Origin of the sequence: Aquidulcibacter sp. (genome assembly GCF_049239865.1) — a bacterium.
In the GTDB taxonomy this organism is placed as follows: Bacteria; Pseudomonadota; Alphaproteobacteria; order Caulobacterales; family Aquidulcibacteraceae; genus Aquidulcibacter.
The window spans coordinates 1-14,182 of record NZ_JBMLTR010000031.1 but is presented as its reverse complement, the minus strand read 5'-3'; the positions used below and the strand labels follow the sequence as shown (position 1 = coordinate 14,182).

At 57.8% G+C, this 14,182-nt stretch carries 13 protein-coding genes; 3 read left to right on the top strand and 10 right to left on the bottom strand.

Annotated features, from left to right (window positions below):
- Positions 1 to 41: 41 nt before the first annotated feature.
- The 7 genes from ACOVRA_RS02680 to ACOVRA_RS02650 form a co-directional block, all read right to left on the bottom strand.
- Positions 42 to 1,142, bottom strand: a complete 1,101-nt coding sequence (locus tag ACOVRA_RS02680; protein ID WP_421718941.1) for a DUF3089 domain-containing protein — start codon at positions 1,140 to 1,142, stop codon at positions 42 to 44.
- Positions 1,139 to 1,501 (bottom strand): DUF6285 domain-containing protein, encoded by a 363-nt coding sequence (locus tag ACOVRA_RS02675; protein ID WP_421718940.1) that lies wholly within the window; start codon positions 1,499 to 1,501, stop codon positions 1,139 to 1,141. Before ACOVRA_RS02675 ends, ACOVRA_RS02680 begins: the two co-directional genes overlap by 4 nt.
- Positions 1,494 to 2,492 (bottom strand): phosphotransferase family protein, encoded by a 999-nt coding sequence (locus tag ACOVRA_RS02670; protein WP_421718939.1) that lies wholly within the window; start codon positions 2,490 to 2,492, stop codon positions 1,494 to 1,496. The genes ACOVRA_RS02675 and ACOVRA_RS02670 overlap by 8 nt, the downstream gene beginning before the upstream one ends.
- Before the next feature lie 54 nt (positions 2,493 to 2,546).
- The gene (locus tag ACOVRA_RS02665) at positions 2,547 to 3,578 is read right to left on the bottom strand and encodes an ABC transporter ATP-binding protein (protein ID WP_421718938.1); all 1,032 of its coding nucleotides are present in this window, start codon (positions 3,576 to 3,578) and stop codon (positions 2,547 to 2,549) included.
- Positions 3,575 to 5,164 (bottom strand): ABC transporter permease, encoded by a 1,590-nt coding sequence (locus tag ACOVRA_RS02660; protein ID WP_421718937.1) that lies wholly within the window; start codon positions 5,162 to 5,164, stop codon positions 3,575 to 3,577. The genes ACOVRA_RS02665 and ACOVRA_RS02660 overlap by 4 nt, the downstream gene beginning before the upstream one ends.
- The gene (locus tag ACOVRA_RS02655) at positions 5,161 to 6,234 is read right to left on the bottom strand and encodes an extracellular solute-binding protein (protein ID WP_290805253.1); all 1,074 of its coding nucleotides are present in this window, start codon (positions 6,232 to 6,234) and stop codon (positions 5,161 to 5,163) included. The genes ACOVRA_RS02660 and ACOVRA_RS02655 overlap by 4 nt, the downstream gene beginning before the upstream one ends.
- A 131-nt stretch (positions 6,235 to 6,365) precedes the next feature.
- The gene (locus ACOVRA_RS02650; RefSeq protein WP_421718936.1) at positions 6,366 to 8,123 is read right to left on the bottom strand and encodes a DEAD/DEAH box helicase; all 1,758 of its coding nucleotides are present in this window, start codon (positions 8,121 to 8,123) and stop codon (positions 6,366 to 6,368) included.
- 323 nt (positions 8,124 to 8,446) lie between these two features.
- Between ACOVRA_RS02650 and ACOVRA_RS02645 the strand changes: the two genes are divergently transcribed.
- Entirely contained in the window at positions 8,447 to 9,073 is a 627-nt protein-coding gene (locus ACOVRA_RS02645; RefSeq protein ID WP_298228996.1) for a 1-acyl-sn-glycerol-3-phosphate acyltransferase, read from the top strand.
- Here the strand turns inward: ACOVRA_RS02645 and ACOVRA_RS02640 are convergent.
- The 3 genes from ACOVRA_RS02640 to ACOVRA_RS02630 form a co-directional block, all read right to left on the bottom strand.
- Positions 9,070 to 10,890, bottom strand: a complete 1,821-nt coding sequence (locus ACOVRA_RS02640) for an AMP-binding protein (RefSeq protein WP_421718935.1) — start codon at positions 10,888 to 10,890, stop codon at positions 9,070 to 9,072. The genes ACOVRA_RS02645 and ACOVRA_RS02640 overlap by 4 nt on opposite strands.
- 47 nt (positions 10,891 to 10,937) lie before the next feature.
- Positions 10,938 to 11,306, bottom strand: coding sequence for a hypothetical protein (locus tag ACOVRA_RS02635; RefSeq protein ID WP_421718934.1), 369 nt, complete (start codon positions 11,304 to 11,306; stop codon positions 10,938 to 10,940).
- A 119-nt stretch (positions 11,307 to 11,425) separates the two neighbouring features.
- Positions 11,426 to 12,565, bottom strand: a complete 1,140-nt coding sequence (locus ACOVRA_RS02630; protein WP_421718933.1) for a beta-ketoacyl-ACP synthase III — start codon at positions 12,563 to 12,565, stop codon at positions 11,426 to 11,428.
- Positions 12,566 to 12,768: 203 nt separating this feature from the next.
- Here ACOVRA_RS02630 and ACOVRA_RS02625 point away from each other — a divergent pair, with 203 nt between their 5' ends.
- Both ACOVRA_RS02625 and ACOVRA_RS02620 read left to right on the top strand, forming a co-directional pair.
- Positions 12,769 to 13,356 carry a glutathione S-transferase family protein gene (locus ACOVRA_RS02625; RefSeq protein ID WP_421718932.1) on the top strand — a complete coding sequence of 196 codons (588 nt, stop codon included), beginning with the start codon at positions 12,769 to 12,771 and terminating at the stop codon, positions 13,354 to 13,356.
- A 102-nt stretch (positions 13,357 to 13,458) separates the two neighbouring features.
- Positions 13,459 to 14,182: acyl-CoA carboxylase subunit beta (locus tag ACOVRA_RS02620; protein ID WP_421718931.1), on the top strand; the 724-nt coding region annotated here is incomplete at its 3' end.

Below are 14,182 nucleotides of genomic sequence, written 5' to 3'. Positions count from 1 at the left end.
CCCGTCGGACTGAGAGGTTCGACGGGCTTTTTTGTATGGCCCTATTTCAGCGCATTAACCCGGGCTTGAACATCGGCGCTGAGCGCAGCGTAAAACAGATTATAGCCGGTTATCTTGTAAAACGTGCCCAGCTCAAACCGCGCCCGTGACAAGGCCGCCGGACGGTTCACCTCTACCCACAAGAGATCATCCCGACACATAGCCCCGGTCTCTCCGGGTAGCAGGGCCGGTTCTGTGCCGCGTTCCAGGCCGCTGGCGGCAGCAGAGCCCCGATTGGTGCTGGGGGCGGCATTGAGTAGCGGCGCGGCACCCGTCAGTGGGTTCACGCAGGCAAAACGCGCGCCACCGATAGCGCGATAGCCCTTGTCCGCTGTCCAGATGGTCGAGCGCTCCCTCAAGATGCGCGCGCCGCGTTGATCGCCGCCATCAAGACTTGTGTAACTGACAAAACAGCGGGTCTGCTTGGCGCTCTGGCAGGGCTTGGGAAAGCTCGGAACTGCACTGGGGCCTTCAAACAGGGCCGTGGGCACAGGCTGATCGATTACATAAGTGGCGGCCAACATCGGCCCCAGGTCGCCCTTTTCTTGTAACAGGCGCAGGACATGCAGGCCACCTTGACCGAGTCCTACGAGGACAAAGGGGCGCTTAGGATTGCGGGCTTGTTGAAACGTCTCAAAGGCGCGCGCCACATCTTCATAGGCGAGATTAAGCGCCTCGTGACTATCATCGCGCTGCGACAACAGGGCAAACAATACGGCTTGGCGATAGCGGGGAACCCAGAGCGGGCCACCGGCTGCAAAGGGCTCCGCATGATTGGGCAGCGCAATTGTTTCTAGCCGCGTGCGGGAAACATTGTCGGCAATATCCATGTTCCAACCCGTATTGCCGCTCCAAGCGGTCGTCGGGTGCACGATGAAGATATCGGCTTTGCCAAGGCTGGCATTGGCCCCTTGCGGGCGGAAAGCCCAAGCGGCGGCATCACTATAGTCGGGGACGGGTGGTGGCTCATCGACTTGAAATGGCACGGCAGGCTGGATCAATTCGCGAAACAAATTGTCGCGCATGAAATAGGCCGTTAGCCCCACCAAGAGGTTGAGGCTAATAATCCCGCCAATAATCCAGCGCTGCCAGTTCCGCTTCATGGCATCAGACCGCTATAATTGGGCTGATCAATCGCTAATTGGGCAGAAGTAATCTCGCGCAGGGCGGCCAAAAGGGCAGGGTTGTCGCACGAAAGTTCACCCGATCGGATGCGCGCGCAGACTTGTTTGGTCAGCGCTTCCAATAGGCTGGTTTGATCCTGCAATAAGTCCGCGTAAAGCGCTTGAGCTCGCGCGTCGGCTGCGGGTCTTTGGGCTATTTCTCGCTCGACCAAGGCCAAGGCATTGGCGGCGACCCGGGCATGAAAGGCGGCTTGGCCCGTGAGCTGAGGTGCCGCAACGTGGTTTAAAAATCCGATGACGGACCCCAACAATTCTTCAGACGAGGGGGCTTCATGCATGGGGGCGACCTTCGATCAGATTGAGCAAGTCGATTTCGGCTTCCGAAGCGCGCCTGCCAATCATGGCGCGTTCAATCGATGGGTCGGCTTTGGTGGCAAAGGCCTGATACATGATCAGGCACATAATGCCCCATTTGAAGCTGCCCAAGGCTTGAAACCACGTCAGGTCCTTGGGCTCAAATGAATGGCCCCCGGTGGACTGATACCCCGCCAACAAGTCTTCCAGCGGGCCAAAGCCACCAACCCGGTTCTCCCGCACGCCAAAGCGCCAAGAGTTGACACAGATCCAGCCCAGATCCTCGCGCGGGTCGCCCTGATGGGCGAGTTCCCAATCGAGGACAGCAGCTAAGCCTTCGCCGTTGACCATCAAATTGCCATTGCGAAAATCGCCATGCACGAGGGTTGTCGGCAAGGGTGCAGGGGCGTTCTGGCGCAACCAAGCCAGCGCCAATTCAAAGACAGGCCGATCCATCTCAAAGCCACGATAAATCGCCTCATAGCGGTCCAATTGATCCAAGCCATGGCTGACGGGCAAGTCAGCTGGCAAGCTTTCGGCCGCGACGGCGTGGATTTTCGCTAAAGCCTCACCGCATTGAAACGCCAGTCGTGGGCGGGCACGGCTATATTCCGCGTCGCGGAGGATTTTTCGGGCAATCGTCTGACCGTCAACATGGGCCATGATGAAGGCGTCGCCTAAGTCGTCATCTGGACGGCAGACATGGATAATCTCGGGGACGGGCGTCCCAGTTTGCGCGGCAGCGGCAATGATTTTGGCTTCCTTCACAAGGCCGATGGCCTCGCCCTTTGCTGCGCTTTGGAAGGGCGCACGGCGCAGGATCAGGGCGCGCGGTGCTTGGCCATGCACCTGCAAGCTGAACCCCCAAGTCTCTTGGCTAGCCCCCCCAGACAGCCGCGTCATGTCGGCTACCTCAGCGCTTGGTCCAAAGCGGGCCTGCATCAAGCTTGTGAGGGGGGCAATCAAAGCAGTCATCGGTCCACCTTGGGCAAGCTTGGCGGCTTTTTCAAGTGAGGTTGGTCGAAGGGGTTACGCCTTAAAGACAAACACATCTTCGCTCTGCAGGCTTAAAGCCACGCGTTGGCCTCTATCCGGGGCGTTTTTGGCTTCCACGAGGGCGGTGATGAATGCACCTTCGCCCGTGATCGCCTGCAGTTTTAAGGTCAAAAAGCGACCTACACCGCGGCGATCCACCACCATGAAATCCCCGGCTTCTGAAGCCGTCACGCGGGTTGTCTCAGGGCGGGAGCAGACCACGACTGGGCCATCAAAGGTGCTCGCAAAGGTGCCGAGGCGCGTTTTTACGTGGCCATTTTGGGCTTGGGCCTCCAAGCTCCATACCGCACCCAGCGCACGGGCCGCCTCTAGCGACTTAGGTGCGGAAAAGACATCACTGGGCAAGCCACTTTGCAGAATCCGGCCATGCTCGATAATGGCCACCTGATCGGCCACGGCGAGTGCTTCTTCGGTGTCATGGCTGACAATCAATGCGGCAACACCAGCCTCTGCCAAAGTCGCCAGCATGCTCGATTGCAGATCGGTGCGCAGGTGTGGGTCAAGGCCGCTGAACGGCTCGTCCATCAGGATGGCGCGCGGGCTGGGGGCCAGCGCGCGGGCGAGGGCAACGCGCTGCTGTTCGCCACCGGAAAGCTCATGCGGGAATGCCCCGCCTCGATCACCTAGGCCAACACGCTCTAACCAAGACGCCGCCAAGACGCGCCGCTCTGGCTTGCCCATATGGCCAAGTCCAAACGCGACATTGCCCAGAGCGGTCAGATGCGGGAAGAGGGCATAGTCCTGAAACACCATGCCTAACGGGCGCTTTTCAGGTGGCACCGTGGTGCGCTTGTCACTCACAAGCTTGCCGTCGGCATAGACTTCGCCCGCATCCAAGCTTTCAAGCCCGGCGAGGACGCGCAGAAGCGTGCTTTTGCCAGAGCCGGATTGGCCCAACAGTGCCAGCACTTTGCCAGCCTCCAAGCTCAGGCTCACATCATCCAGCGCCTTAACGGCACCAAAAGCGCGGCTCAAGTGGCGCGCTTCGAGGGCGAACTCACTCATGATTGGCCTGCCCGTGATTTAGAAAGACCGTGTGAAAACAATAAGGTCGGGATCAAAGCTACCAATACAATCGCAAGGGCGGGCCAAGCTGCTGCCCCCAAACGCTCATCGGCGGCATAGGCATGGGCGCGGACAGCCAAAGTATCGAGGCCGAAGGGGCGCAGAATGGTGGTTGCTGGCAATTCCTTGGCGATCTCGACCGCGACGATCAAGGCCGCCGCAAAGGCCGATGGAGCCGCCAAGGGCGCTTCTAGATTCAAAAAGCGCTTGATCCGGCTTGCCCCCAATGTTTGTGCCGACTCCCGCATGGAACGGGTCGATTTTTCAAGGCCCGCACTTAAAGGTTCAAGGCCTGCTGCGGTAAAGCGCGCGGCATAGGCATAGCAAAGCGCGATGATGGCTAATGGACCGCTCAAAGCAGCAACCATTTGTGAGCCACTCAAGGCTAAAGCTGCCAATATGCCTAAGGCCGTCACGGCACCGGGTGTGGCATAGCCTGCGAGACTAACAGCGCGGACAAAAGCGCTGGCTTGCGCGCTGCGCTGGCCGACAAAGGCGCTGAGGCCAGCCAAGACCAAGGTGGCGCTGGCACCCAGTGCGCAGAGAAGCGCGGTGGCAGCCAGCGGCTTACTCAAGGCCCGCTCGGGCAATCCACTGGCGATGGCGAGGTTGGCAAGGTGCAGGACGGGAATGATCAAGCCCAAGGTCAAAATAGCAAAGCAAAAGCTTGTAATCTGCAGCTGGACTAGGCCGGAAACCTTGGCCCGTTGTGGCGTGCGCCAACGGGTCGAGCCCCCTGATACCAAGCCCGCCCGTGACTTGCGCTCGAGCCAGACCAGAAACAGGACGCCAACCAAAAGCAGGCAGGCAATGCGCGCCGCAGCGGCCAAATCACCCATAGAGAACCACGCGCGAAACACACCAATGGTCAGGGTCGAAACGCCTAAATGATCCGCGGCCCCATAATCGGCGGCAATCTCTAAGCCTGTCAGCGCGGCCCCTGCGGCAATCGCCGGTCGTGCCAGCGGGAGAGCGACGCGGAAAAAACGCTTCCAAGCCCCGGCCCCTAACAGGCGGGCGGCCTCTAGCGCACAGACCGATTGGGCCTCAAAGGCGCTGCGCGCGGCCAGATACACATAAGGATAGAGCGTGGTTACATAAACCAAGGTTGCGATCCAAAACCCGCGCGCGCCAGTTAAGTCGCCCCACGCATAGGCCGATACATAGGCGGGCATGGCCAAGGGCAGCGCCAACGCCCAACTCAGCGCGGTCCGTCCCCAGAATTGATAGGCGGTCACAAACCAAGCCGCGATGACGCCGAAGATGGTCGCGCCAAGGGTGGAAATCACCAAGAGCGACAGCGACGTCAGCGCCATTTCGCCCAAAAGGACGCGGGCAATGTGATCAAAGCTTTCGCTCGGTCCAAAGGCCGCCAGCAGCGTGAACAGAACGGGGAGACCTGGAATCGCGACTAAAAGCGCGTAAAGCGCCCAAGCTTTAAGCGGCAGCCCAAGGGGTTTGGCAGAGCCAAGCCCTTCCCAGTCCCGCGTGGGGCTGGGTCTTGCGGCCGGATCCAATGTGGTCACTTCCAGCCCGCGCGATCAAAGACCTTCTGGGCCTCAGGTTGATTGGTGCCCAAAGCAGCCATGGGGGTTTGGGCTTCTTTGAAGCCGGCTAAGGCTTTCAATTCACTATTGTCGTCCATGGCGCTGGCGAGGATAGGGAATTCGTCATTGGCCTTGGCAAAGATCTTTTGTGCTTCAGGGCTTGCCAAGAATTCCAGGAAAGCGACCGCATTGGCTTTGTTGGGGGCATGAGCCGCCAGCGCGCCGCCTGAGATATTCACATGCGTGCCTGCACCGGCTTGATCGGGGAAGGAGAGGGCGATCTTGGCCGCAATCGCCTTTTCCACCGGGTCTTCAGAGCGTTGCAAGCGGACTGCGTAATAATGGTTCACAATGGCGACCGCGCATTTGCCCTCTGCGATGGCCTTCAATTGATCGGTGTCGGCGCCTTCGGGTGGGCGGGCAAAGTTTGCCACAACGCCTTTGGCCCAGGCTTCAGCCTTGGGAACGCCCCAATCCGCGATGAAAGAGGACATCAAGGAAAGATTATAGACATTGCTGGATGGGCGAACGCAGACTTTACCTTTCATGGCAGGCTCAGCCAATTGCGCATAAGTTGCTACTTGGTCGGCCTTCACCCGAACAGGGTCATAGGCGATGACACGCGCGCGCTTGGCAAAGCCAAACCAATCCTTCTTGGGTCCCTGCATATTGGCTGGGACGGTCGCGTCTAACTTGGCCGATTGGACCGATTGGAACAGGCCAGCCGTTTCGGCGCGCCAAAAATTGCCAGCATCGACCAGCAAGATGACATCTGCCGGGCTTTGTGTGCCCTCAGCCTTCAGACGCTCAAGCAGCAGGTCACCCTTCATCTCAATGCGGTTTATCGCGATACCGGTGTTTTTCTCAAACAAGTCATAGAGTTGCTCGTCCGCATCATAATGGCGGGCCGAATAAATATTGACTTCGCCTTTCGAGCCAGCGGCAGGCTCTGGCGCACCACAACCCGCAAGGGTCAGCAAAATTGTGGATGCAACAGCAACCGAAACAAACAGGCGGGCACGGGAGTTTTTGAGAATGGTTCGCATCATCAACTGGTATTGTCACAGCCGCAGGCATCCTGCAAGCCAAACTCACACTCAAAACCCGTATGTATGCGCGGCACAAAGTCGCGGCTTGGCTTTGGGCGCAATGCCAAAGCCAAGTCTATGACTTCAAGTGTCTAGGCTTCGTCGTCGCTGATGGGGCCTAGATGGATGGGGATTTTCATGAAGGCTGGGATGTCATTGCCAAAAGCCAACACATCGGGGTCCTGATCTTGCTGGCGATAGCGGCCGCCGCGATCATTCCGCTCACCCCGATCATTCCGATCATTGCGCTCGCGGCCACGTGGCCCACGGCTTTGATTGTCGCGTGGCCCACGGCTTTGACGTGGCGTGTCCGACGTGTCTTGGGGCGGAAGCAGTTCAAAGCTTTGGCTGGCCTCATCATCGCCGCCCAAATCAATGACAGCCATTGGGTCTGACACAGGCTCAGAAGGACGATTATCGGGCTTTGTGCGACGGCGGTTGCGGCCACCCCGACTGCGGCCGCCGGCGGCTTCCACAGCGGTTTCAACGGAGGGGGCTTCGCCTTGTTCAGCCGTCTCTACTGGCGCGTCGACGACTTCGGCTGTTTCAATTTGAGCTTCAACCGGTGCGGCAGGTTTGCCGCGCCGTGGCCGACTGCCGCCTTTGCTCGAGCCCGAAGCCGCTGCAGGCTTGCGATCATCGAACACTTTTTCTTGTGGCATGCCTTCGATGTCAGCAAACTCGATCGTCGTTTTAATCAAGCTTTGAACGGCATCGAGTGCTTTGGTATCGCCAGGTGTGACGACCATAAAGGCCTCACCCAAACGGCCCGCGCGCCCTGTCCGGCCGATACGGTGGACATAGTCTTCGGCATGGCGGGGGACGTCGAAGTTAAACACGTGGCTGACATCGGGGATATCAAGACCACGGGCCGCCACATCAGATGCCACCAAGATTTGCAAGTCATTATTGCGGAAGCGCTCCAAAGTTGCGGTGCGCACGCTTTGCTGCAAGTCGCCATGAATGGGGGCGGCATCAAAGCCATAAACCTTCAAGGACTTTGCCACGATATCGACGTCGGTTTTGCGGTTACAAAATACGATGCCATTCTTCATGGTCGCCATGGCCGACTGGATCGCAGCACGCAGCACGGCGCGCTTGGTCTTTGGATCAGAAGAGGGGCTCTTCAGCAGACGTTGCGTGATGGTTGCCGCTGCTTGGGATTGGCGCGCCACTTCGACCTTGGCCGGGGCTTGCAAGAATTGCTCGGTCAAGCGCTTGATTTCTGGCGGCATGGTGGCCGAGAAGAATAAGGTTTGGCGGGTAAAGGGCGTCAGCTTCACGATCCGCTCAATGTCCGGGATGAAGCCCATGTCGAGCATGCGGTCGGCTTCGTCGATCACCAACATATTGACGCCAGTCAGCAAGAGCTTGCCGCGCTCAAAATGGTCAAGCAGGCGGCCCGGTGTCGCGATCAATACGTCAACGCCCTTGGTCAAAAGCGCATCTTGGTCGCCGAATGAGACGCCGCCAATCAAAAGCGCCATCGTCAGCTTGTGGTTTTTGCCATATTTACGGAAGTTTTCCGCGACTTGGTCGGCCAATTCGCGTGTCGGCTCAAGGATCAATGTGCGTGGCATACGGGCGCGTGCCCGGCCTTGCGACAAGCGCTCAATCATCGGCAGGACGAAAGCCGCCGTTTTGCCGGTACCTGTTTGAGCAATGCCTAAAACGTCGCGGCCAGCCAAGACTTGCGGAATGGCTTTCCATTGAATGGGGGTAGGTTTGGTATAGCCCGTATCGGCGATGGCGCTCAAAAGCGGGGGCGAGAAACCCAAATCGGCGAAGGTTACGCCATCTGGAGTCTCGCTAATCGGGCCGGTATCACCGGTCCCGTTGTTGTCGGTCATTTTATCGTCTCACAATGTTTTGCGGCGAGGCGCCGAACATGGCGCGACTTACCCTTCATCCCCCTGGATGGTGGGCTCCGTGATTACCTCGTGAGCGTAATTGCGCCTAAAGTCAATGAAGCCGCGGCGTCGTTGCTTTTTCGGGCACGCGTTGTGGCTATTCCGACACGTCCTTCTGCTAGAAAACGCGGACTTAAGGCTGACCGCTTAACGCAGCAGAAAGCCAATCGGACTGTAATTGATGGTTGGACAAGCCAAGCCTGAGGCCGCAAACCTTGGATCAAGGCTGAACCCACATGATAGAGAGCCCTGGAGGACGACGCGTGAGCACTAATGACGGCCACCAAATATTCGATCCAGCGACCCATAAGCCCGCGCCTTTTCGCGGCATTCTTCCTGAAATTTGGCGCTATATCTGCGCCTTGTATCTGAAGCTGAGTGGATGGCGATTGCAAGGCGATTGGCCCGACCTTCAGAAAGCGGTGATTCTCGCAGCCCCCCACACGTCGAATTGGGATGGTATCCTCATGCTGGCCACGGCTGGCCAATATCGCATCACATTGCGCTTCATGGGCAAGAAAAGCCTGACCGAAGGCCCCTTTGGCGGCATTGTGAAGTGGCTGGGCTGTGTGCCGGTTGACCGATCCACCAGCAATGGCCTCGTCACCAGCATGACCACCGCCTTCGCCAATGCGCGTGACTTGTTCCTCGCCATTCCCCCTGAAGCAACCCGTTCGCGGGCTGAGGAATGGAAGAAGGGCTATTATCTGATTGCTCAAGCAGCTGTCGTGCCCATCGTCTTTGCCGTGATGGACTTTGCCACCAAGACTGTTCGCATCAGTGGCTCGCTTAAGCCAACCGGCGATTATGAAGCCGACTGGGCGTTGATCCGCAGCCATTATGAACGGGCTGTGGGCAAGCATCCGGCCAATTTCGCGCTGCCCGCTTAAACCAGATCGATCCGCTCTAAGGCAGGCTCTTGTTGATAGAGGGCCTGCACGGCACTAGCCCGACAAGCCCGACAGGCACCTTGGTTCAAATAGCCCTTATCTGTGATCTCGCCATCCTCAAGGCTCGGCGGGGAGGTCAGAAGAATGAGGCGGGTGACCCGTCTTGTTGCGGGCTGGCCAGCCCCGACTTTTTCGAGCGCTGCTTTGGCTTGCGCGCGCACGTTTTCATGCCACACCAAAGCATCGAGATCTTCGTCGAGGCCTGTAAGCTGACGGGCTTTGGCGAGATTGATAAAGGCTAAAGCACCCAATTCTTCTTGACCCTCACCACAGATGACGGCGTCGCTGAACAGGCCGTCTGAGGCTTGAACAAGCGCGGGGCGGACGAGGCCCGCAGGCACAAAGCTGCCATTTGCGAGCTTGAATTCTTCCGACAAGCGGCCATCAAAGGAGAGGCCGGCTTCGGGCTGGTCGGGGTCTACAAAGCGCAGCGCATCGCCCAACTTATAGAAGCCATCCTCATCATAGGCATCTGCGGTCTTTTCAGGCGCGTTGAGATAGCCCGGTGTAATACCTGGGCCTTTGACACGCGCCTCTAACTTACTGCCTTGCGGCACAAGTTTAAGCGTGAGGCCGGGCACGGGTAGGCCGACGAGCCCCATGACTTCATTGGGCCAATGGACGTTGCAAACCGTCGGCGCAGTCTCGGTTGCGCCATAGCCAGCCGCCAAGGTGATTTCCTCGCCCGTTTGCCGAACGGCGACTTGTTGTAAGCGGCGATAGACATCTTGGGTCAAAGCCGCCCCGCCATATTGCATAATGCGCAAATTGGAGAAGAGTGCTTCGGCCAAGTCTTCATCCTGTTCCAGCGCACTGGCCAAAAGCGTCCAGCCTAAGGGCACGGTGATGTGGTAATTGGGTTTGACGTGCTTGATCGTCGCAATCGTGGCCGCAAGGCCTTCAGCGGTTGGGGTACCGGGGTCGATCCACAAACTACCGCCTGCGTGCAGCAACATGTGCAACACCGCATTGCCGCCCAAAGAGTGGCTCCACGGCAAGTGATTGGCCATGATGATGCCGTCTGGCCAAATTTCAGCTTCGCGCGCGGCATCAAAGGTGGAACGAATTTGGGCGGCATTCACGGCCAAATTGGCGTGTGTGACCGTCACCGCTTTGGGCGAACCGGTTGAGCCAGAGGTCAGAAGATATTTGCAGGCATCGCGCGGGTCGATTGTTTGGAGATCTGGCGCGTCCTGCGGGTCGCCGAAAAGCTGGTCGAGCGAGATTTCCCCCGAGGTACCAAACCCGTCACCCGGCGAAATGACCGGCACGCCAATTTCTTCTGCCCATAGCGCAGGCTTGGCAAAGGCTAGGCCTTCCATAAAGACCGCCGAAGCACCCAAAGTCTTGAGAGCCTCGTGCAAGCGGCGCGGGTCGCGCGCTTTGGTCGAATAGGCTGGGGTAATTGCCGCGACGGCCAGCCCAGCCAAGGGGGCAGCATAGGTCAAAAGCGCATGGCTGATCGAATTGGACGAGGCGATGGCAATAATGCTGCCGCGCGCAAAGCGGCCATAGAGCCCTGCAGCAAGGGATTGCACCAATGTCCAGCCATCCTCATAGCTGAGGTGCCGCCAAGCCCCCGCCTCAAAGCCTGCAAGCCAAAGCCTGCGCGGCGCTTCATCAGCCCAATGCGCCAAGGGTGCCACAACATTGGCAAAAGCGGGGCGCAAGGGATGTGGGTTAGTTAGCAAGATGGTGCCGTCGGCTTGACGGGTCAGATCAATCTTGACGGGGGAGATATAAGGGGCAGCACGCATCAGCCACAAATAGCCGAGCCCGTTTCACTTTGCACCTAGCTCTTACTCTAATGGCTGTTGCCACGCCGGATTCGAATTCTTGGCGAGGCCTCGTTCAAGGGCTCAACCCGGTAGTGCTTGCCCTTGCGCTCTGGTGCCACCCAGCCTCCGGGCGGTTCCAATCGCGGGTTCCCTTCTGTCTGCTCTTCAAACTGGCGGACGGGCGGTTGTGGGGTGACCACCATGAAACCGCGCGTGCTTGGACTTTTCTCAAAGCGCTTGTCGAAGAAATGTTTTGGCGCTCCACCAGTTGGGGGCGGGATCAGTTCTTGCTCAATAGCAATTTTCTCCCGAGGGGCCGAAACAAGCTCTTGGTCCTTGCTCTCGGTTTGAGCCGAGGATCCAAAGCCAGCCGCTAACAATGCAAAGACCCACATGCCGCAAATCCCCAATGCGCTTTTACAATTGGGGATAGCTTGCAGGCTGTATTGGGAATGTCGAGTGAAACTCTTGTAACGTTGGCCCGTTTCTACCGCCAAATGATCACAAGGTTGCCTTAGGCCACCTTGCGGACAAAGACGGACCCAGCCGAATAGCCTGCGCCAAACGAACAAATGAGGCCCGTGTCACCTGCGCCCAGATCATCGCTATTTTTATGGAAGGCAATGATTGAGCCCGCAGAGGAGGTGTTGGCATAGGTGTCCAGCACAGTTGGGCTTTCATCTTCGCTGGCTTCATGGCCCAAAACCTTGCCCGCAATCAGGCGGTTCATATTGGCATTGGCCTGATGCAACCACATGCGGCGTAGGCCTGAAGCTTCAAGGCCCAAGGTTTCCATGTGCTCGATGATCATGGCCGCGACCATGGGCACAACTTCTTTGAACACCTTCCGGCCTTCTTGGACAAACAGCTTATCCTTGGCACCAATGCCTTCAGGCGCGGTGTGGTTCAAAAAGCCAAAATTGTTGCGAATATTGTTGGAGAATTGGGTTTTGAGCTTGGTGCCCAAAATCTCCCAATGCGGCTTGTCGCCAACGACATCGGCGGCCTCAATCAGGATGGCCGTACCAACATCGCCAAAGATGAAGTGGCTGTCGCGATCTTTAAAGTTTAAATGGCCGGAACAAATCTCTGGATTGACCACCAATACGCTGCGCGCATGGCCCGCGCGCACAAAGTCAGCCGCCGTCTGAATGCCAAAGGTGGCCGACGAACAAGCCACATTCATGTCAAAGGCGAAGCCTTCGGGGTTACAGCCAAGCGCTGCTTGAATTTCAATCGCCATGGCGGGATAGGCGCGCTGCATATTGGACGCCGCACAGATAACCGCGTCTACCTCCATCGGGTCGCGGCCTGCGCGCTCAAGGGCTTGGCGGGCAGCCCGTACGGCGAGCTCAGCGAGAATCGACAATTCGTCATTCGGCCGCTCTGGAATGCGCGGGGCCATAATGGTGGGGTCCAAAATGCCATCCTTATTGACGACAAAGCGGGCCTTAATGCCAGAGGCTTTCTCAATGAACTCGACCGAGGACGGCGTCAAAGCGGCCACTTCCCCGGCTTCAATCGCCGCTGCATGTTCGCCATTATAGAGCTCGACATAGCGATTAAAGCTATCGACCAATTCCTCATTGGTGATGGAATTTGGTGGCGTATAAAGGCCAGTCGCAGAGATAACAGGTTTGATTGCAGAGCTCACAGGCAGTCTTTCCATAGCTGTTAAAGTCGTGTGGGGCGCACTTCGGGGCACCGCGCAAGGGTGTAGGCATAAACCGTGTCACCTAACCCGTCGAGGCCCTCACGACAGAACCCGTCTCTAGCAGTCTTTAGGCGGACTCTTGAGACAATCTATTGTGAAGCTGTGCTAGGCGGTCAAAAATCGTGAGCCAATAGGGGTAAGTTATGCAGATTTATGGCGATGATCGCTCGGGCAATTGTTTGAAAGTACGCTGGACGGCGGAGCATTTGAACTTACCCTATGTCTGGCACGAGGTGTTGGCCCTGACAGGCCAGACGGCAAGCCCGGAATTTCGCGCCCTCAATCCCTTTGGCCAAGTGCCCGTCGTTCGTTTTGATGATGGCCGAACGCTGGCCCAATCCAACGCCATCATCCTCTATCTCGCCGAAGGGTCGTCCCTGATCCCGGCAGATGCGTTTGACCGCGCGAAAATGTTCGAATGGCTGTTCTGGGAGCAATATAGCCACGAGGTGGTCATCGCGGTACGGCGCGCGAAAGTGCATTTACTCGGCCAAACCGATGCTGAGATTGACCCAAGCCTTCTGCCCCGTGGGCAAGTCATTCTCTCCCGCATGAATGAGCACTTGAGCGAACGGGATTGGTTTGTCGGCACCGCCTTTACTTTGGCCGATATGGCACTGTTGCCATACACCCGCTTTGCCGATCAGGGCGGGTTTGAACTGCATCGCTATCCGGCCATTCAGGCTTGGATCCGGCGGTGCGAAGGCTTTTTAGGCCTGCCTGCCTTATAGCACTTGCCGTTGCGAAAACTTGTCAGCGCGGCTTTGTCCCGCTAACCCAATTCCAACACCGCCTGCGCTGCCTGCAGCGTAACTCATTTCAGGGACAGACCCATGCAAGATATTCTTCAAGCGCTTGAAGCCAAACGTGCCAAAGCTCGTGCCGGGGGCGGCCAGAAACGGGTGGATGCGCAGCATGCTAAAGGCAAGCTGACCGCGCGTGAGCGGATTGAAATCTTGCTCGATGAAGGCAGCTTTGAAGAATTCGACATGTTCGTGGAGCATCGCTGCACCGAATTCGGCATGGACGCCCAGAAGTTTCCAGGCGATGGCGTCATCACCGGCCAAGGCACGATCAATGGCCGTCTGATCTATCTGTTCTCGAAAGACTTCACCGTCTTTGGCGGCTCCTTATCGTTGACCCATGCGGCCAAGATCGTCAAAGTTCAGCAAATGGCGGCCCGCAATGGCGCACCTGTCATCGGCCTGTTTGATGCCGGTGGCGCACGCATTCAGGAAGGCGTTGATTCTCTGGCGGGCTATGCCGACATCTTCATGGAAAATGTGATGTCATCCGGCGTGATCCCCCAGATCAGTGTCATCATGGGCCCATGTGCGGGTGGCGACGTTTATTCGCCCGCATTGACCGACTTCATCTTCATGGTGAAGGATACCAGCTATATGTTTGTGACCGGCCCTGATGTGGTCAAAACCGTTACCAATGAAGTCGTCACGGCCGAAGAATTGGGCGGGGCGAGCGTGCATGGCGCTAAGTCTGGCGTGATTGACGGCAGCTTTGACAATGATTTCGATACCTTGTTCCAGATGCGCCGCTTGG